The sequence below is a fragment of the Saccharopolyspora hirsuta genome (assembly GCF_008630535.1).
Taxonomy (GTDB): domain Bacteria; phylum Actinomycetota; class Actinomycetes; order Mycobacteriales; family Pseudonocardiaceae; genus Saccharopolyspora; species Saccharopolyspora hirsuta.
Map to the genome: position 1 here is coordinate 352,723 of NZ_VWPH01000009.1, position 17,458 is coordinate 370,180.

The window sequence follows — 17,458 nt, forward strand, 5'->3', positions numbered from 1 at the left end:
CCGGACAGTTTCTCGCGGCGGTGGGGGTCGGCGCGATCAGGCGCATAGGATCGCGGCATGGCTCTCCGGGTTGCGGTGCTGGACGACTACCAGGGTGTTGCGCGCGACTACGCGGATTGGGACTCGCTGCCCGCGCAGGTCGAGTTCTTCCACGAGCACATCGCCGACCGGAACGAGCTGGTGCGCCGGTTGGCGCCCTTCGCGGTGATCGCCGCGATGCGCGAGCGCACCGCCTTCCCGCGCGAGGTGCTCGCCGCGCTGCCGAACCTGGAGCTGCTGGTGACCACCGGCATGCGCAACGCCTCGATCGACATGGCGGCGGCGCGGGAGCTGGGCATCGTCGTCTCCGGCACCGGCGGCGCGGGCGCGGACCGCTCGTGGGCGCCGACCGCCGAGCTGACCTGGGGGCTGATCTTCGCGCTGCTGCGCCGGATCCCGGAGGAGGACCGGTCGATCCGGGAGGGCGGCTGGCAGCGGGGCACCGGTCTGGAGGTCGTCGGGCGGACGCTGGGCGTGCTCGGGCTGGGCCGGTTGGGGCGGCAGGTCGCCCAGGTCGGGCGGGCGTTCGGCATGGACGTGATCGCCTGGAGCCAGAACCTCACCGACGAGGCCGCCGCGGCGGCCGGTGCGCGGCGGGTGGAGAAGGACGAGCTGTTCGCCTCCTCCGACGTGCTGACCATCCACACCGTGCTCAGCAAGCGGACCCGCGGCCTGGTCGGGGCCGCCGAGCTGGCGCTGATGCGACCGACCGCGTACCTGATCAACACCTCGCGCGGCCCGATCGTCGACGAGGCGGCGCTCCGGGCGGCGCTGCACGAAGGACGGCTGGCCGGGGCGGGCATCGACGTGTTCGCCCAGGAGCCGCTCCCGGCGGACGACCCGTGGCGCAGCACGCCGCGCACGGTGCTCACCCCGCACCTGGGCTACGTCACCGAGGACGTCTACCGCAACTTCTACACCGACACCGTCGAGAGCATCGCCGCCCACCTGAGGGGCACGCCCGTCCGAGTGCTCAACGCCGACTGAACCGCGATTTCAATGGAAATCGGACGTCCGATTTCCATTGAAATCGCGGAGGTTCCCGGCGTGCCTCGGCGTGTCGGGACACGACGCGCCGAGGCGCACCGCGTTCGGTTGATCCGGGGCGGAGGTGCCGCTGATCGGCCGAATCGGGCACTGATACGGCTTCCGTCTCGATGGCAACTCGGTCTTGACGATCGGGGAGACGCAGATCACAGTCATACCAACCAGTCGGTCTGACCGTGATCCCCAGCCGTCCAACCGAGGGAGTCCGCCCATGGCTGCCGGTGCCCCACCCGCCCCAGGAACGCCGAAGAAGCTGCTGGTCGCAGCGCTGATCGCCAGTTCGATCGAGTGGTACGACTTCTTCATCTACGCCACGGCCGCGGCGCTGGTCTTCGGCCACCTGTTCTTCCCCGGCGCCAGCCCGCTGATCGGCGTGCTGCTGTCCTTCGCCACCTTCTGGGCCGGGTTCATCGCCCGGCCGATCGGCGGGCTGGTGTTCGGCCACCTCGGCGACAAGATCGGCCGCAAGCCCGCGGTGGTGACCTGCCTGATCATGATGGGCGCGGCGACCTTCCTGATCGGGGTGCTGCCCGGCGCCGCGACGATCGGCGTGGCCGCCCCGATCCTGCTGGTGGCGCTGCGGTTCCTGCAGGGCATCGCGGTCGGCGGTCAGTGGGGCGGGATCGTGCTGCTGCTGACCGAGAACGCCGGGGGAGGGCGCCGGGGCATGGCCGGCACCTTCGGCCAGATGGGCGTCCCGCTGGGCGTGATCCTCGGCAACGTGGTGTTCCTGGCGGTCGGCGCCCTGATGAGCCCGGAGTCGTTCCAGGACTGGGGTTGGCGGATCCCGTTCCTGGCCAGCGCGGTGCTGGCGCCGGTGGTGCTGTTCATCCAGCTGAAGATCGAGGACACCCCGGTGTTCCGCGAGCTGCAGGAGCGCAAGGAGGAGCGGGACCAGCAGGTCGTGCGCGCCCCGCTGGTGGAGGTGCTGCGCACCCGCAAGCGGACGGTGCTGCTGGGCGCCGGTCTGCTGTTCGCCACCAACTCGATCTTCTACGTCAGCATCTCGGGCCTGCTGGACTACGGCACCCGCGAGCTGGGCATGCCGCGCCAGTCGCTGCTCGCGATCTCCCTGGTGTCCTCGCTGGTCGGCGTGTTCGTGATCTTCCTCAGCGGCGCGCTGTCGGACCGCTGGGGCCGCCGTCCGCTGATCCTGGTCGGCGCCGGTCTGCTGGCGGTGTGGGCGTTCCCGTTCTTCTGGCTGGTGGACACCGCGACGGTGCTCGGCGTGGCGGTCGCGGCCACGGTGGGCAGCATCGGGTCCAGCCTGACCTACGGCCCGCTGGCGGCCTACCTCAGCGAGCTGTTCGAACCCCGCGTTCGCTACTCCGGCGCCTCGCTGGCCTACCAGCTGGCGGCGATCCTGGTCAGCGGCGGAACGCCGTTCATCATGACGGCCCTGCTGGCCGCCACCGGCAGCTCGGCGTCGGTCTCGGCGTACCTGCTGCTGATGGGCCTGTGCACCCTCGCATCGGCCCTCCTACTCCGCGAAACCCGCCCGAAGCCCGCCCCGGCCCCGCACCCCCGCCGAGCCGTCGCCGAACCGTGATGCCAGGTGGCCAGTGCGCGCGGGGTGCTCGCGGCGGAAGGCGCGAGCACCCCGCGGTGCGTTGATCAGACGTCGGTGGCGAGCTGCTTGACCTGCTCGATGAGCTTGGCCCGGCCTGCCGAGTCACCGGCGATCGGGGTGACGTTGAGGGTGGTCACGCCCGACTCCTTCAGGGCGGCGAGCCGCTCCTTGACGTGGCTCTCCGGGCCGATCAGCGAGGTCTTCTCCAGCAGGTCGCGCGGCACCGCCGCGGCCGCCTCCTCCTTGCGCCCGCTGAGGTAGAGCTCCTGGATCTGCTCCGCCTCGGCCTCGTAGCCGTAGCGGCGGGCGAGGTTGTTGTAGAAGTTCTTGCCCTTCGCGCCCATGCCGCCGACGTAGAGCGCCACGTGCGGGCGGACGAAGTCCAGCAGGTCGTCCAGGCCCTCGCCGATGGCCAGCGGCGCTTGGGCGACCACGTCCAGCGGCGGCAGCGACGCGTCGCGCTTGGCCTTGCCCGCGGCCAGCGGCTCGCCCCAGACCTCGCCCGCCTTCTCCGGCAGGTAGAAGATCGGCTCCCACGCCTCGGCGATCTCGGCGACCAGCTCGACGTTCTTCGGGCCGATCGCGGCGATCATGATCGGGATCCGCTCGCGTACCGGGTGGTTGATCAGCTTCAGCGGCTTGCCCAGCCCGGTGCCCTGCTCGGCGGGCAGCGGGATGCTGTAGTGCTTGCCGCTGTGCTCCACCTTCTCCCGGCGCCACACCTGGCGGCAGATCTCCACGATCTCGCGGGTGCGGCCCAGCGGGGCGTGGTAGGGCACGCCGTGGAAGCCCTCGATGACCTGCGGTCCGGACGCGCCGATGCCCAGCGTGAAGCGGCCGTCGGAGACGTAGTCCAGGCCCGCCGCGGTCATCGCGGTCAGGGTGGGCGTGCGGGTGTAGATCTGCAGGATGCCGGAGGCGATCTCCAGCCGTTCGGTGCGGGCGGCGATGAAGCCCATCTGGCTGACCGCGTCGAACGAGTACGCCTCCGGGACGTAGACGATGTCCAGCCCGGCCTTCTCGTAGGTGGCCAGGTCGTCGACGGTTTCCTTGAAGCCCCCGCTGTAGTTCAGCGGCATCCCGATGCGCATCGGCCGTCCCTTCCGGTTTGCGGCAGCGGCGATGTCCAGCCGGCCACGCCGCCGAGGTTGTCCCGAGGTTACCGCTGAGTACGGGCGGCGGGAATCGGCGGGTTTGTGACCGAAATCTCAGGAAAAGGTCGTTCTGGCGGGTTTTCCGGCCGTTCGGGCCCCGACAATGGGACCATGCCGTCCCCTCATCTCACCGCAGCGTCGAACCGGTCGCGCGGTGCGCGGGTGGGCCGGGCATGAAGCTTGCTCTGCTGGACATCGGATCCACCGCTGCGCGCCTGGAGATCGTCGACCTCGACCGGTCCCGGATGCCGCGAGCGGACTGGAGCGTGAAGGCCCGGACCCGCCTCGCCGAGCACACCTGCGCCGATGGCGTGGTCGACGAGATCGGCGTGCAGCAGGCGGTGCGAGCGGTGCAGCACTGCGTGCGCGCTGCCGCGGACCAGCGGCCGGACACCCTCGTCGCGTTCGGCACCTCGGCGGTGCGCGACGCGGCGAACGGCCTGCGGTTGCGCGAGGAGCTCAGCGAGGCCGCCGGGGTGCGCATCGGCGTGCTCAGCCCGCGCGACGAAGCCGCGGTCACCTACCACGCGGCCCGCCGCTGGCACGCGCGCCGCGGCACCCCGATGACCACTGTGGACATCGGCGGCGGCACCATCGACGTGGCCACCGGGCTGGGCCTCGAACCGGCCGAGGTGGTCTCGCTGCCCTTCGGCGCGGCCCGGCTGACCAGGCAGTACCTGCCCGACGACCCGCCGCACCCGCACCAGGTCGACGAGCTCGTGGAGGCCGTGCGCCGCACCATCCCGCGCTCGCTGCGCAGCTTCGCCGACGTGGACCTCGGGCACCCGGTGGCGCTGTCGAAGGTGCTGCGGCAGCTGGCGGTGCTCACCGAGAGCTCGCCGGGCCGGATCGCCCGCCACCCCGACCACCTCTCGCGCGCCAAGCTGCGCCCCTGGATCCCGCGGCTGGCCGCGCTGGACCAGGCGCAGCGGGCGGCGCTGCCCGGGGTTTCGCGCAGCCGCGCCCGCCGCATCCTGGCCGGGGCGATCGTGGCGGAGCTCATCCTGCGCACCATCGGCGTGGACGAGCTGGAGATCTGCCCCTGGGGCCTGCGGGAAGGCCTGGTCTTCCGGTTCGCCGAGGCGCACGACGACACCGGTGGCGACGTCCGGGAGCTGATGACCACGCTGTTCCGCTGACGGTCCGGCGGCGCGGGACGCCCGGGTGGCGGTAGCGTCGGGACCGGTCACGACCGAACGAACCGCAGGGGGGACCTGACGTGGCAGTTCTGCTGCAGCTCCTGATCACCATGGTGGCGGTGTGGATCACCACCGCGCTGCCCGGGATCGACCTGGCCGGGGAGGACACCACCGCCAAGGTGCTCACCCTGCTCGCGGTGTCGGTGATCTTCGGCATGGTCAACGTGGTGCTCAAGCCCATCGCGAAGACCCTGGGCTGCCTGCTCTACCTGGTGACCCTCGGGCTGTTCGGCCTGGTCGTCAACGCGCTGCTGTTCTGGCTGACCAGCTACCTGGCCGGTCAGCTGGGCCTGCCGTTCCACGTGGGCGGCTTCTGGCCGGCGTTCTGGGGCGCGCTGATCGTCACGATCGTCAGCAGCGCCCTGGCGGGGATCATCCGCCGCGCGCAGCTCCAGGAGGACTACCGGCGCTGACGGTGGTCCACTGTGGATGGATCACTGGGTCACGAGGAGGATCAACGTGGAACTGCTGCTGCTGTCCAGCTCGACCAAGCACGGCACCGGTTTTCTCGAGCACGCGATGCCCGCGGTGACCGAGCTGCTGGCCGGTCGGGACCGGTTGCTGTTCGTGCCGTTCGCCAAGCAGGACCACGACGGTTACGAGGCCACCGTGCAGGCGGCCGTCGCGCCGCACGGCATCACCGTCGAGGGCATCCACCGGGCCGCCGACCCGGTGGCCGCGGTCCGCGACGCGCAAGCGGTGTTCATCGGCGGTGGCAACACGTTCCGCCTGCTCGCCGCGCTGCACCGGCTCGGCCTGCTCACCGCGCTGCGCGAGGCGGTGCGCGGCGGCACGCCGTACATGGGCGCCAGCGCGGGCACCAACATGGCCTGCCCGAGCCTGCGCACCAGCAACGACATGCCGATCGTGCAGCCGCCGTCGTTCGAGGCGATCGGGCTGGTCCCGTTCCAGATCAACCCGCACTACCTGGACCCGGACCCGGGCAGCACGCACATGGGGGAGACCCGGGAGCAGCGGATCGCGGAGTTCCTGGAGGACAACGACGTGCCGGTGCTGGGCGTCCGCGAGGGCTCCTGGCTGCGCGTCCGCGGCGAGCGCGCCGAGCTCGGCGGCACCACCGGCGCGCGCCTGTTCGCGCGCGGCAGCGAGCCCCGCGAGCTCGAACCCGGCGAGGACGTCACGTTCCTGCTGAGCACCGAGCCGCACTTCGACTCCTGAGGCGCGTTCCGCGCTGGCCGGTTGTCGGATTCCCGCCGCCGCAGCAGGATTCGCGTAGCCGTTCGATCACCCTGTGCTATGGTGCGGTGATCCTGCCGAGGGTTTGCAGGAGCGGGACGCCGCCGATCGGCGCCCCGCCCTGGGCCGGGTGGCCGAGTCCCCGCTGAACAGCAGCGCGGACGCCCCTGCGGGTCGCACTGGGTCGGTTCGACGGTTGCGGAGCACTGTGGCGCGGACGAGCAGTTCCGGGAGCGAGTACAAGACGATCCGGGCCCGCCTGACGCGCGTCGGCTTGGTGCCCAGCGTGATCCTGCTGGTCCTGTGGCTCGGCTTCTCGTCGTTGTCGATCTACGACGGGTACTACGCCACGCTGGTCGCCCAGGGGGTCCAGAACGCCTCGCTCTCGGCGGGGGACAGCCTGGTGGAGCTGCAGCAGGAGCGCCGCCTGGAGATGGAGCGGCTGAGCCGCCCGAACGCCGATTCGGTGGCCGTGGCCCTCCAGCGCGCCCGCACCGATCAGGCGCTCGCGCGGGCGCGGCCCAACTTCGACCAGCTGATCGTCGGCGCGCCGCAGGCGATCGCCGGTCAGGTCCGGACGCTGGACGCGCTGCTGTCCGAGCTGCCGGAGCGGCGGGCCGGGATGGACGCCGGTGCGGTCTCGCGGCAGGAGGCCTTCGACTTCTACAACCGGCTGCTGGCGGGCTGGGCCAACCTGTTCGACACCCAGGCGCGGATCGTCCCGGACCTGGCGGCCAGCCACGCCGGGTTGGCGGGCAGCGAGGTGGTCCGGGCCGCCGACGAGATGTCGCAGGCCGCGTCGCTGGGCAGCGCCGCGCTGGCCAGCGGCCAGTTCGGCGACATCGACCACGTGACCTTCGCGCACCGGGTCGGCTCCTACCACGCCAGGCTCGACACCAACCTGCCCGTCCTGGAACCGGAGGGCGCCTCCCTGCTGCGGAAGCTCATCGCGGGCGAGTCCTGGAAGCGGCTGACCGCCCTCGAGAACCAGCTGATCGAGCAGCCGCCGCAGCCGGGCGTCCCCGGCGTGGACCCGGACGAGTGGGAGGAGGTCACCGCGGAGGTGTCCGAGTCCCTGGTCGAGGTCGCCGTGCTCCAGGCCCGCGCGGGCGTCGAGCTCGGCCTGGACAACGGCGACCGGCGGCTGCTCGAGGTGCTGGCCGTCAGCGTCGGCGGGCTGCTGGCGGTGCTGCTCGGCATCGTGCTGGCCGCCCGCGCCGCCCGCAGCCTGGTGGACCGGACCCTGGTCTCCCGGCTGGCGAGCCTGCGCGACGACACGCTGCGACTGGCCCACGACCGGCTGCCGGAGATCATGTCCCGCCTGGAGCGCGGCGAGCAGGTCGACGTGGAGGCCGAGCTGGCGCCGCTGGAGTACGGCACCGACGAGATCGGCCAGGTCGCCGACGCGTTCAACACCGCGCACCACACGGCGGTGGCGGCCGCGGTGCAGGAGAACCACGCCAAGGCCGGGTTCAACAAGGTCTTCCTCGGCATCGCGCACCGCAACCAGGGCCTGGTGCACCGCCAGCTGAAGGTGCTCGACCGCATGGAGCGCAACGAGGAGCACCCGGAGCGGCTGGCGGGCCTGTTCGAGCTGGACCACCTGGCCACCCGCGCCCGCCGCAACGCCGAGAACCTGGTGGTCCTGGCCGGGGTGCAGGCGGGGCGGAAGTGGCGCAAACCGGTGCGGCTGGCCGACGTGGTGCGCGCGGCGGTGGCCGAGACCGAGCACTTCGACCGCATCCGGGTGCACCGGGCCCCGGACCTGTCGGTGGTCGGCGCGGCGGTGGGCGACCTGATCCACCTGCTGGCCGAGCTGATGGACAACGCCACCTCGTTCTCCGCGCCGGACTCGCAGGTCCAGGTCTACTGCGGGGACACCCCGCGCGGGGTGCTGCTGCGGATCGAGGACGAGGGCATGGGCATGCGCCCGGCCGAGCGCGACGAGGCCAACGTGCTGCTGGCCAGCAAGCCGAAGTTCGAGGACATCACGCTGCGCGGGGACTCCCGCCTCGGCCTGTTCGTGGTGGCCGTGCTGGCGTCCCGCCGCGGCATCAAGGTGGAGCTGCGCGAGGCAGCCGGGGAGGGCACGGTGGCCCTCATCCGGCTGCCAGCGGACATCGTGGCGCACGACCGGCTGTTCGAGGACCGCTCCGAGGAGCCGGACCTGCTGCGCCTGCCGTCGGCGAACACCGCCGGATCGGACGGCGGCGCTCCGGTGCGGCCGAAGTGGAAGCGCCCGCCGAAGGACGAGCGCGACGACTGACCGTCCGCAGTGGACGGTCAGCTGCTGGCGAGCGCGCTGATCGCTCGGCCGAGGGCGTCCTGCTCGGGGGCGGGCAGCCAGCGGGCGGCGTGCAGCATGTGCAGGGCGGTGCGCAGCCGCGCGCGGTCGTCGTCGGTGCCGAGGTCGCCCAGCAGCGCGGGCAGGACCACGGCGAGCGCCTTCAGGTCGCGGCGGGCGCAGAACTGCGCGACCAGCTCGTCGATCAGGTCCGCGGCGGGGTTGGCCGGGCGCAGCCCTTCGGCGATGGCGAACCGCGTCCAGTCGGCGTACTGGCCGGGCGGGACGTCGCCGATGTGCTGCGCGGCCAGGGCGAAGTGCTCGCGGGCCCGGTCGGGCTGGTCCAGGTCCTGGTAGCACTTCGCCAGGTTCAGGTGCAGCGAGGGGAAGAAGCCGGTGACCCGCTCGTCGGCCGCCCGCTCCGCGCGGTCCAGGCTCTCCCGGTTCCAGCGCAGCGCCTCCGCCGGGGACGGCTGGTGCCGGGCGAGGTAGTGGGCGGCGATGCTCGCCTCGTAGTCGTCGGCGGCGCGGTCCCAGGCCTGCTGGAAGTGCTCGCGCGCGTCGTCGTCGCGGCCTTCGGCCTCGGCCTGCATGCCCTGCGAGCACAGGCGCACGACGGGGTTGTCGGGGTCCACGGTCGGATTCCTCTCTCCTGAGTCAACGGGTGCGCACCGGCATGACCAGCGTGGTGAAGCTGCCCTGGTCGGCGGAGCGGACCACGACGGGGCGATCCGGTGCCGAGACCTCCAGCAGCACGTCGGGCCCGACCCCGGCCTCCAGCGCCGGGACGAGCACCGCCGGGTCGAAGGCGATGCGCAGCGGTGGCCCGGTGTGGACGGCGGGGTGCGAGACCGAGTTCCCGTCGCGGTCGGTGACCACCAGGCGCTGGTCCTCGGTGCGCAGCACGACCGGACCCGTGGCGTCCTGCAGCGCCGTGCGCAGGGTGCTGCGGTCGGTGATGAGCCGGATCTGCGGGGTGGGCAGGCCGTCCAGGATCAGCCGGTAGTCGGGGAAGGTCCCGCCCGCGGTCGGCAAGGTCCGGGACCGGCCCTCGCCGTGCAGCCGCGCCCCGTGCTCGTCCACCTCGATGTCGACCTCGGCGAGCGGCAGCGCCCAGGACGCGATGCCGGTCAGCTCGGCGACGTCGACCACCAGCCGGGCCGCGGCGCCTTCGGTGAACGTCGGCCGCAGCGTCCGGACGGCCAAGCGGTAGCGGTCCGTGGCGACCAGCCGCACCTCCTGGTCGTCGAGCTCGACGAGGACGCACCTCAGCACCGGGAACTCCACCCCGGAGGCGACCGAGGGCGCGACCTGGCGCACGGCGCTGGACAGCTCCGCGCCACCCACGCGGGCCAGCGTCCGCCGCTCGCCGCCGGGCAGCGAGCGCAGGACCTCCCCGATCGCGGACTGCGCGGCGGCCGCCACGTCCTGCGCCCGTCGCGCGTGGGCCGTCAGCACGGCCCGGGCCTGCTCGGCGGTCCCGTCGAGCACCACGCCGACCTCGGGCAACGGCACCCCGGCCGCCCGCAACCGGCGCAGCAGCACGGCCCGCCGCTCCTGGTCGGGGGAGTAGTAGCGGTACCCGGTCACCGCGTCGACGTGCGCGGGCGGCAGCACGCCGCAGTCGTCGTAGAAGCGCAGCGCGCTCGGCGTCAGCCCGACCCGCCGCGCGAAGGAGCCGATGCTCAGGAGTTCGTCGTCCACGAGGGCGATTCTGGGCCTTCGACCAGCTCGAAGGTCAAACCTGCGTTGCACCGGTGTGAACTGGTCGACGCTCTGCTCGACGCGTTCCGATACTGGCGGCATGTGCACCGCCCCGCAGCTGTCCGCGGCCGACGACGTCACCGTCCGGGCCCTGTGCGAGGCGGACTGGCCAGCGGTGCGCCACATCTACGGCGAGGGCATCGCCACCGGGAACGCCACCTTCGAGACCGAGGTCCCGCCCCGCGAGGTGCTGGCGGCCAAGTGGCTGCCGGACCAGCGGTGGGTGGCCGAGGTCGACGGCCAGGTCGCTGGCTGGGCCGCCCTCACGCCGGTCTCCGCGCGCGAGTGCTACGCGGGTGTCGCGGAAACCTCCGTCTACGTCGGCGCGGACTTCCGCGGCCGAGGGGTGGGGAGGGCGCTGCTGCACAAGCAGGTCACCGCGGCCGACGCCGGTGGTCTGTGGACGCTGCAGACCTCGATCTTCCCGGAGAACGGGGCCAGCCTGGTCCTGCACCGCTCGGCCGGGTTCCGCACCGTGGGGATCCGCGAGCGCATCGCCCAGCACCACGGCGTCTGGCGCGACACCGTCCTCCTGGAGCGTCGTAGAGGAGACGCCTGACCGGGCCTTGACCCGTTCGGGCAGCGCGACTTTCCGCCATTCGTCCTAAGTGGAGCCGAACGGGTGCTCGGCAGCGGCACCGGAGTGATCTGGGCGGTGGACGTCTTGACACCCGGCCCGCGCGCTGCGAACGTCGCGCAGTAGTTCATGCGACGGTGCGCAGGAAGCCGGTGCGAATCCGGCACGGTCCCGCCACTGTGAACGGGGAGCTGTCGCCACCCGCGCCACTGCCGCTCGCGCGGCGGGAAGGCAGGCGAACAGCGTCGATCCGCGAGTCAGGAGACTGACGCCGTCGTGCCGATTCGCACGGGGTCGAGGAGCCCCGGAGGAGGTCATCGACGTGCCGCAGCGCGTATCACCGCTGCTCGGCACCGCCCCGGCGCGGTGCCGAGCCGAGCTCCACACCACGACGTCGGAAATGCAGGTCTGAGCCACCAGCCCACCGCCGGTGCGGCTCGCCGCGCCGATCGCTGACTCCCGTGGAGACATCCTGTGCTACCCGCTCAACTCTCCCCGGCCCGGACATCGCACTCGGCCCTGCGCGCAGCGGTCGAGCGGGTTCGCGCCGCCGACGACCGCCGCCTCCGGGAGGCCCGGGCCTCGGTCGTCTTCATGACCGTCCAAAGTGCACACCACAGCGGGCGGAGCTCCGGCTACACCAATTCGGTGCTCAGCGTGCGGATCGGTGGCGCGGTGGGCTCGTGCGCCGTGGAACCCGGCCAGCTCGACCCGGGGTCGGTGAGCGACCTGGTCGGCCGGAGCGCCGCCGAACTGCTGGAGCACGAGGACCCGGCGGTCCGCCTCGCCGTGCTCGACGCCTACCTGGCCGACCTGCTCCCGCACGCCGAGCACCCGGGTGCCCGGCGGGTGCGCATCCCGGCCGGGACCTCGCTGGAGAAGTCGGTGGTCCGCGCCCGCGCCGTCGCCGAGCTCGTCCCGGTGCCGGAGGGCAGCGCCGTCGCGGTGATCGGCGTGGTGAACTCGCTGCTCGCCGCCCTGCGCGAGCGCGGCTTCCGCCCGATCCCGTGCGACCTGAAGGGCGGGCGCACCGAGTGGGGCGAACCGGTCCTCGTCGACCACCGGGAGGCGATCTCCGGCGCGCAGGCGGTCCTGGCGTCCGGGATGGTGCTCGGCAACGGCACGTTCGACGACATCGCCGGGCTCTGCCGCGACCGCGGCCTGCCGCTGGTGGTGTTCGCGCAGACCGGTGCTGCGGTGCTCCGCGAGATGGTCGGGGCCGAGGTGCACGCGCTGTCGGCGGAGCCCTACCCGTTCTTCTGGCTGACCGGGGACAGCACGGACATCCACCGCTATTCGGCAGGTGAGCTGCGGTGACCGCCGTCGACCTGAGCCGGACCGCGCCCAAGTGCCGGTCGGCCCTGGACCTCATCGGCAACACCCCGGTCCTGCGGATCGACACCCCGCTCCCCGGACCGCACCGCGGTTTCTGGGCCAAGCTCGAAGGATTCGCCCCCGGCGGCATGAAGGCGCGAGCCGCGCTGTCGCTCGTCCAGGGCGCCCGCAGCCGCGGCGAGCTGCGCCCCGGCGGCGCGATCGTCGAGTCCACCAGCGGCACCCTCGGGATCGGGCTGGTCTGCGTCGGCACGGCCCTCGGCCACCCGGTGGTGATCGTGGCTGACCGGGAGCTGGACGGGATGACGAGGGCGCTGCTGCGGGCGCACGGCGCGCGCCTCGAGATCGTGTCGGAACCCCACCCGGTGGGCGGCTGGCAGCGGGCCCGGCGCGAGCGGGTCGCCGAGCTGCTGGCGGAGCTGCCGGGCGCGTACTGGCCGAACCAGTACGGGAATCCGGACAACCCCGCCGGATACCTCGGCATGGGCCGCGAGCTCGTGAACCAGTTCGAGCACCTGGACGCGGTGGTGTGCAGCGTCGGCACCGGCGGCCACAGCGCCGGGATCGCCCCGGTCCTGCGCGAGCGGTGGCCGGGCATCAAGATCGTGGGCGTCGACTCGCCGGGATCGACGGTGTTCGGCCACCCCGCCGCGCACCGGCTGATGCGCGGGCTGGGCAGCAGCATCCACCCCCGCAACGTCGCCTACGACGTGTTCGACGAGGTGCACTGGATCGGCCCGGCGGAGGCGGCGGACGCCTGCCGACGGCTCGCCGCCGGAGCGTTCGTGACCGGCGGGTGGAGCACCGGCGCGGTCGCGCTGGTCGCCGCGTGGTGCGCCGAGGAACTGGGCTCGGACGAGGTGTGCGGGGTGTTCCCGGACGGGCCGCACCGCTACTGGCAGACCGTCTTCGACGACGACTACATCGCCGAGCACGGCCTGGTCCCCGAGGCGCGGAAACCGTCCGAAGTGGACTCCTCGGGCTGGACCAGGACCCGAGCGGTCACCGACCCCTGCCCGTCGCGCGCCGGGGCCGGGGTGGACTGCGGGGTGTGCGGGGAGGACGACCGGTGACCGGGTTCCGGCAGATGTCGCGCGCCGCGCAGCTGCTGATGATCAACCAGTTCGGCATCAACGTGGGCTTCTACATGCTGCTGCCGTTCCTGGCGACCTACATGAGCGAGGACCTGGGCTACGGCGCGGCGGTGATCGGCCTGCTGCTCGGCGTCCGGAACCTGAGCCAGCAGGGCATGTTCCTGGTCGGCGGGACCGCCGCGGACCGGCTCGGCTGCCGCCCGATGATCATCACCGGCTGCGCGCTGCGGGTGGTCTCCTTCGGGCTGTTCGGCGTGTTCACCTCGCTGCCCGGGCTGTTCGCCGCCGCGGTGCTCACCGGCCTGGCGGGCGCGCTGTTCAACCCGGCGGTCCGCACGTACCTCATGCACGAGGCGGGGGAGAAGCGGGCCGAGGCGTTCGCGGTGTTCAACGTCTTCGCGCACGCGGGCACCCTCGTCGGACCGCTGCTGGGCGCCGCGCTGCTCGCCGTCGACTTCCGGCTGATCGCACTGGTGGCGTGCATCGCCTTCGCGGTGCTGACCGCCGCGCAGATCGTGGTGCTGCCCGAGCAGGCCCTCGAACCGCAGCGGGACAGCGTCCTGGGCAGCTGGCGCGAGGTGGTCACCAACGGGCGCTTCCTGATGTTCACGCTCGCGCTGTCGGCGTACTTCGGGCTCTACAACCAGCTCTACCTGATGCTGCCGCTGGAGGCGCAGCGGGTCTCCGGGCTGGCCGAGTCGGTGGCGGCGGTGTTCGTGGTGTCCACCGCGATCGGCATCGCCGGTCAGGTCCGGATCACGCGCTGGTGCCGCAACCGGTGGACGCCGGGACGGTCGGTGGCGCGCGGCCTGGTGTGCATGGGGATGTCCTTCGCCCCGGTGCTGGTGACCAGCCCGCTGCTGGAAGCACCGCCGCCGGGAGCGCCGGACTGGGCGCGAATCGCCCTGGTGTGCCTCCCTGTCCTGCTGACCACGGTCCTGTTCACGATCGGCATGGCGATCACCAACCCGTTCGCGATGGAACTGCTCCCGATCGTGGGCAGCGAACGCCTGGCGGGCACCTACTACGGCTTCTACTACCTGGTCTCCAGCCTGGTTGCGGCAGGGGTGAGCTGGCTGGTCGGAGCCCTCCTCGACCTCACGGCAACGTCCCCGCTGCGCTGGACCCCGTGGCTGGCCCTCCTCGCGGTGGGAGCCCTCGGCGGCCTCGGCGCAGCCCTCCTGGAACGCCGAGGCCTCCTGAGCCGAGAACCAGCCGAACCGGTGGAAGCCCGCTGACCGCCGTCACCGACGCGGTCGGTGGAGCAGCACTGGTTCCAGGTCGTCTCGGCGGCCGGGACGTGCCGACGCCGACCATCGCGCCACTCGAAGGGAGCAATTCGCGCGCGGGCGATCAACGGGGTGCCGAACAAGGCGTGGACATTCGACTGGGGCAGCAGAAAACCCCTGCTGATGAAGTCATCGGCAGGGGTTCGTGTTGTGCGATTGGTGCGCGATACTGGGATTGAACCAGTGACCTCTACCGTGTCAAGGTAGCGCTCTCCCACTGAGCTAATCGCGCGAGGCGGAGGCGGGAATCGAACCCGCGTACAGGGCTTTGCAGGCCCTTGCCTAAGCCACTCGGCCACTCCGCCGGACTCCGCATCCACACCTGAGTCGGCTGGAACGCCAGAGGATCCAGAGCGGATGACGGGACTCGAACCCGCGACCCTCACCTTGGCAAGGTGATGCGCTACCAGCTGCGCTACATCCGCGTGCCTGCGACTTCTGGATTCCCGGGATCTGCCGGGGCCGTCCGCCGCGTTGCACAGAGAACTTTAGACCACGCCCGAGACCGCGATCAACGGGGGGTCCACCAGGCGTCCGGCGCGGGTCGCGCCGAGCCCTTCTTCCCTGGTCAGCCGAGGTCGTGCGGCAGCAGCCTGGTCAGCGCCTCGTCCACGTCGACCCACAGGTTCTCGTTGCCGGGGACCACCACGTCGTAGGTGCGGTCGAGGAAGTCGGCCAGCTCCTGCGCGGAGGCCTCGAACACGGCGTGGCCCGACGGCGAGCTCAGCTCGATCGCCACGACCTCCGGGTCGTCGACGGCCGGGCGGATGGTCACGTCGCCCTCACCGGCGTGCGCGATCAGCCCGTCGGCGAGCAGGTCGCGGGCGAACACCCACTCGACCCACCCGGCGCGCCCGGTGCGGAACGCGGCCACCACCGCGTACGGGTCGCGGGTGTCGTAGCGCAGTTCGACCTGGACCGGCACGGCAGGCGCCTGTGGAGCCAAGAGATCGAACACCGCGGTGGAACGCAGTGTGACGTGATCGTTACGCATTGTCCTCCCCTTTCTGCTCCCTCCCGGTCCTTCTATCGACCGAGCAACACAGTTGTGACGCCTTGACGGGCTCGCACGCTCGCGACTTTCGCTCAGATCACCCGTACGGGGCAGGGTGCACTTCGCTGGGCAATCAGTTGGATGCGCTGCGTGTTCGCTATGGTCTCCGGGTTCGGGGTGGGCCGCGGCTTCGCGCACCTCGGTGTGAAGTGCATCGGGGCCGTTGCTCGCGCCAGCGGGGGAGCCATTGCGAACGAGGCATCGAGCCGCAGCGCCAGAACTCGTTCGGTGACCACGCTCGGCTACTTTCCGTAACTGAGCGAATCGGTTCCGCTCCTGGTCCTCGACTCGTCGCCCCCCGTCCCGCGGAACTCGCCTTCGCGTCCGGTTTGACCACCGGGTTTCCCGCTCCGCCGAGTCAGCGCGACGTCCCCTCGAGAATAAGCGATCGACCGCTCCGCCCAGGCTGGCGCGCGGCGCGCCGATGAGATGCTCGCCACGGCATATCCCCGTATCGGGCTAATGGCGCGTGGCATTGCGGTTACAGGACAGGCGTGCGGCCGAACTCCCGGTCGAGAGTGGCATCACAGTGTGACCAGGATCGAAGCGGTGCAACAGGGCCGAACTGCCCGGACAGTTGCATTGCGGGCAATGAGACGGATCACATTCTCGCGGTGCCGAGGGCGTGTCGACGCCCGACTGTCGGCTTGACACGGACCGCGCCGGAGCCGCGCGAAATGCGCCCTGGAGTGCGGCGGGGCCGTATTCTGGCCGGGAGTCGGGCACCCCGTCGGCGCGACCGGCGAGGCGGCCCCGGCCCCGACGAGCAAGCACGACCGACAGGTGGAGCCCTGAGCGAGAAGGCCGAGCCGGGATCCCGCCCCGCGGACCCCGCGACCGACGAACCCCGCACGACCCGGCTGCGCGCGCTGCGCGAGCGATTGGGTGCGTTCCGCGAGCGCGTCCGCAGCAAGCCGAGCTTCAACCTCGCCTACCGCGTGGTGATCGGCGTCCTCGGCGGCCTGGTGCTGATCGCGGGCATCCTGATGATCCCGTACCCCGGCCCCGGCTGGCTCGTCGTCTTCGCCGGGCTCGGCATCCTCGCCACCGAGTTCCACTGGGCGGGCCGCGTCAACGCCTTCGCCAAGCGCCACTACCGGCGCTGGGTGGACTGGCTCGCCCGCCAGCACCTCGCCACCAAGCTCGCGGTGATGGGCGGCACCTGCCTGATCGTGCTGGTCACGCTGTGGATGCTCGGCATGTTCAGCACCGTCGGAGGCTGGCTCGGCCTGCGCTGGGACTGGTTGGCCTCCCCCCTGTTCGGGCGCTGAAAACGGTCGTGTATTGTTCTTCGTGTCGCCAGGAACGGCGGCGGGAACAACAGAACAAGGGCGATTAGCTCAGCGGGAGAGCGCTTCGTTCACACCGAAGAGGTCACTGGTTCGATCCCAGTATCGCCCACAGTGTGTTGTTGCTGGTCATTGGCCTGTTCGTGAAGATCACGAACAGGCCTTTGATCGTTTCGGGGAGCATCTGGGGAGCAGGGTGTGCTGACCACATCCGCGATTCCTAAGTGGTCACGCCGCCCATCCTTGGTATTCGCTGACCTGCCAAGTCCATCCGCAATGTTCCTCCCAGCGTCGTTGCAGGGCTGCGAGCATGGCTTCGATCATCGCGTCGGTGACGTGCGAGTAGATGTCGTCGGTGTCTTTGTGCATGTGGCCGAGGCGCAACAGTCGCAGGACGCGGGCGACGTTGTCTTCGATCAGCCACGTCTGGTGGGTGTGGCGTAGATCATGAAAGTGCATTTCCTGGTTGAGCGGTGTCCATCCGCGTTCCTCGTCTCCGGCGAGGGCAGGTTTCCAGAACCGGCGGCGGAAGTTGCCCCGGCGGTGCAGACCGCCGTTGGCTCCGG

The 17,458-nt window shown here is 71.6% G+C and carries 14 protein-coding genes, 4 tRNA genes, 2 pseudogenes and 1 riboswitch; of the genes and pseudogenes, 12 read left to right on the forward strand and 8 right to left on the reverse strand.

What is annotated here, in order from left to right; translation table 11 throughout:
* Positions 1–57 precede the first annotated feature (57 nt).
* Together F1721_RS21560 and F1721_RS21565 are read left to right on the forward strand one after the other, a co-directional pair.
* Positions 58–1,026 (forward strand): D-2-hydroxyacid dehydrogenase family protein, encoded by a 969-nt coding sequence (locus tag F1721_RS21560; RefSeq protein ID WP_150068532.1) that lies wholly within the window; start codon positions 58–60, stop codon positions 1,024–1,026.
* Positions 1,027–1,297: 271 nt separating this feature from the next.
* Positions 1,298–2,635, forward strand: coding sequence for an MFS transporter (locus tag F1721_RS21565; protein WP_150068533.1), 1,338 nt, complete (start codon positions 1,298–1,300; stop codon positions 2,633–2,635).
* 65 nt (positions 2,636–2,700) lie between these two features.
* Here F1721_RS21565 and F1721_RS21570 read toward each other — a convergent pair whose 3' ends face one another.
* Positions 2,701–3,747 (reverse strand): LLM class F420-dependent oxidoreductase, encoded by a 1,047-nt coding sequence (locus tag F1721_RS21570; RefSeq protein ID WP_150068534.1) that lies wholly within the window; start codon positions 3,745–3,747, stop codon positions 2,701–2,703.
* Between the two features lie 236 nt (positions 3,748–3,983).
* Here F1721_RS21570 and F1721_RS21575 point away from each other — a divergent pair, with 236 nt between their 5' ends.
* The 4 genes from F1721_RS21575 (at position 3,984) to F1721_RS21590 (ending at position 8,472) form a co-directional block, all read left to right on the forward strand.
* A complete protein-coding gene (locus F1721_RS21575) occupies positions 3,984–4,949 on the forward strand; it encodes a Ppx/GppA phosphatase family protein (protein WP_150068535.1) in 966 nt (321 codons plus the stop codon).
* A gap of 80 nt (positions 4,950–5,029) precedes the next feature.
* Positions 5,030–5,422 (forward strand): phage holin family protein, encoded by a 393-nt coding sequence (locus F1721_RS21580; RefSeq protein WP_150068536.1) that lies wholly within the window; start codon positions 5,030–5,032, stop codon positions 5,420–5,422.
* 46 nt (positions 5,423–5,468) lie between these two features.
* A complete protein-coding gene (pepE, locus tag F1721_RS21585) occupies positions 5,469–6,188 on the forward strand; it encodes a dipeptidase PepE (protein ID WP_150068537.1) in 720 nt (239 codons plus the stop codon).
* A 226-nt stretch (positions 6,189–6,414) separates the two neighbouring features.
* Entirely contained in the window at positions 6,415–8,472 is a 2,058-nt protein-coding gene (locus F1721_RS21590) for a sensor histidine kinase (RefSeq protein ID WP_150068538.1), read from the forward strand.
* Positions 8,473–8,489: 17 nt separating this feature from the next.
* Here F1721_RS21590 and F1721_RS21595 read toward each other — a convergent pair whose 3' ends face one another.
* Entirely contained in the window at positions 8,490–9,125 is a 636-nt protein-coding gene (locus tag F1721_RS21595) for a hypothetical protein (protein ID WP_211840552.1), read from the reverse strand.
* A gap of 22 nt (positions 9,126–9,147) precedes the next feature.
* Positions 9,148–10,194: a DNA polymerase III subunit beta family protein gene (locus F1721_RS21600; protein WP_150068539.1), complete on the reverse strand. Its 1,047-nt coding sequence runs from the start codon at positions 10,192–10,194 to the stop codon at positions 9,148–9,150.
* A gap of 130 nt (positions 10,195–10,324) precedes the next feature.
* Between F1721_RS21600 and F1721_RS21605 the strand changes: the two are divergent.
* From F1721_RS21605 to F1721_RS21620, 4 genes and pseudogenes are all read left to right on the forward strand, one after another.
* A pseudogene (locus tag F1721_RS21605) lies at positions 10,325–10,813 on the forward strand (N-acetyltransferase family protein); the annotation flags it as partial.
* A 136-nt stretch (positions 10,814–10,949) separates the two neighbouring features.
* Positions 10,950–11,121, forward strand: a riboswitch (cobalamin riboswitch).
* 184 nt (positions 11,122–11,305) lie between these two features.
* Positions 11,306–12,148, forward strand: a complete 843-nt coding sequence (locus F1721_RS21610; RefSeq protein WP_246155221.1) for a hypothetical protein — start codon at positions 11,306–11,308, stop codon at positions 12,146–12,148.
* Entirely contained in the window at positions 12,145–13,239 is a 1,095-nt protein-coding gene (locus tag F1721_RS21615; protein WP_150068541.1) for a PLP-dependent cysteine synthase family protein, read from the forward strand. The genes F1721_RS21610 and F1721_RS21615 overlap by 4 nt, the downstream gene beginning before the upstream one ends.
* Positions 13,236–14,498: an MFS transporter gene (locus tag F1721_RS21620; RefSeq protein WP_150068542.1), complete on the forward strand. Its 1,263-nt coding sequence runs from the start codon at positions 13,236–13,238 to the stop codon at positions 14,496–14,498. The genes F1721_RS21615 and F1721_RS21620 overlap by 4 nt, the downstream gene beginning before the upstream one ends.
* Before the next feature lie 208 nt (positions 14,499–14,706).
* Here F1721_RS21620 and F1721_RS21625 read toward each other — a convergent pair.
* The 4 genes from F1721_RS21625 to F1721_RS21640 all read right to left on the reverse strand — a co-directional run bounded on the left by F1721_RS21625 (position 14,707) and on the right by F1721_RS21640 (position 15,543).
* Positions 14,707–14,781 (reverse strand) — tRNA-Val (locus tag F1721_RS21625).
* A 1-nt stretch (position 14,782) separates the two neighbouring features.
* Positions 14,783–14,854 (reverse strand) — tRNA-Cys (locus F1721_RS21630).
* Between the two features lie 47 nt (positions 14,855–14,901).
* Positions 14,902–14,974: transfer RNA gene (locus F1721_RS21635), tRNA-Gly, on the reverse strand.
* A 143-nt stretch (positions 14,975–15,117) separates the two neighbouring features.
* Positions 15,118–15,543 (reverse strand): SsgA family sporulation/cell division regulator, encoded by a 426-nt coding sequence (locus tag F1721_RS21640; RefSeq protein WP_150068543.1) that lies wholly within the window; start codon positions 15,541–15,543, stop codon positions 15,118–15,120.
* Between the two features lie 941 nt (positions 15,544–16,484).
* On the opposite strand from F1721_RS21640, the gene F1721_RS21645 reads away from it, so the two are divergent.
* Both F1721_RS21645 and F1721_RS21650 read left to right on the forward strand, forming a co-directional pair.
* Positions 16,485–16,874: a TIGR02611 family protein gene (locus tag F1721_RS21645; RefSeq protein ID WP_246155222.1), complete on the forward strand. Its 390-nt coding sequence runs from the start codon at positions 16,485–16,487 to the stop codon at positions 16,872–16,874.
* A gap of 58 nt (positions 16,875–16,932) precedes the next feature.
* Positions 16,933–17,004 (forward strand) — tRNA-Val (locus F1721_RS21650).
* Positions 17,005–17,120: 116 nt separating this feature from the next.
* On the opposite strand, the pseudogene F1721_RS34515 reads toward F1721_RS21650, so the two are convergent.
* Positions 17,121–17,458, reverse strand: a pseudogene (locus F1721_RS34515) (tyrosine-type recombinase/integrase); the annotation flags it as partial.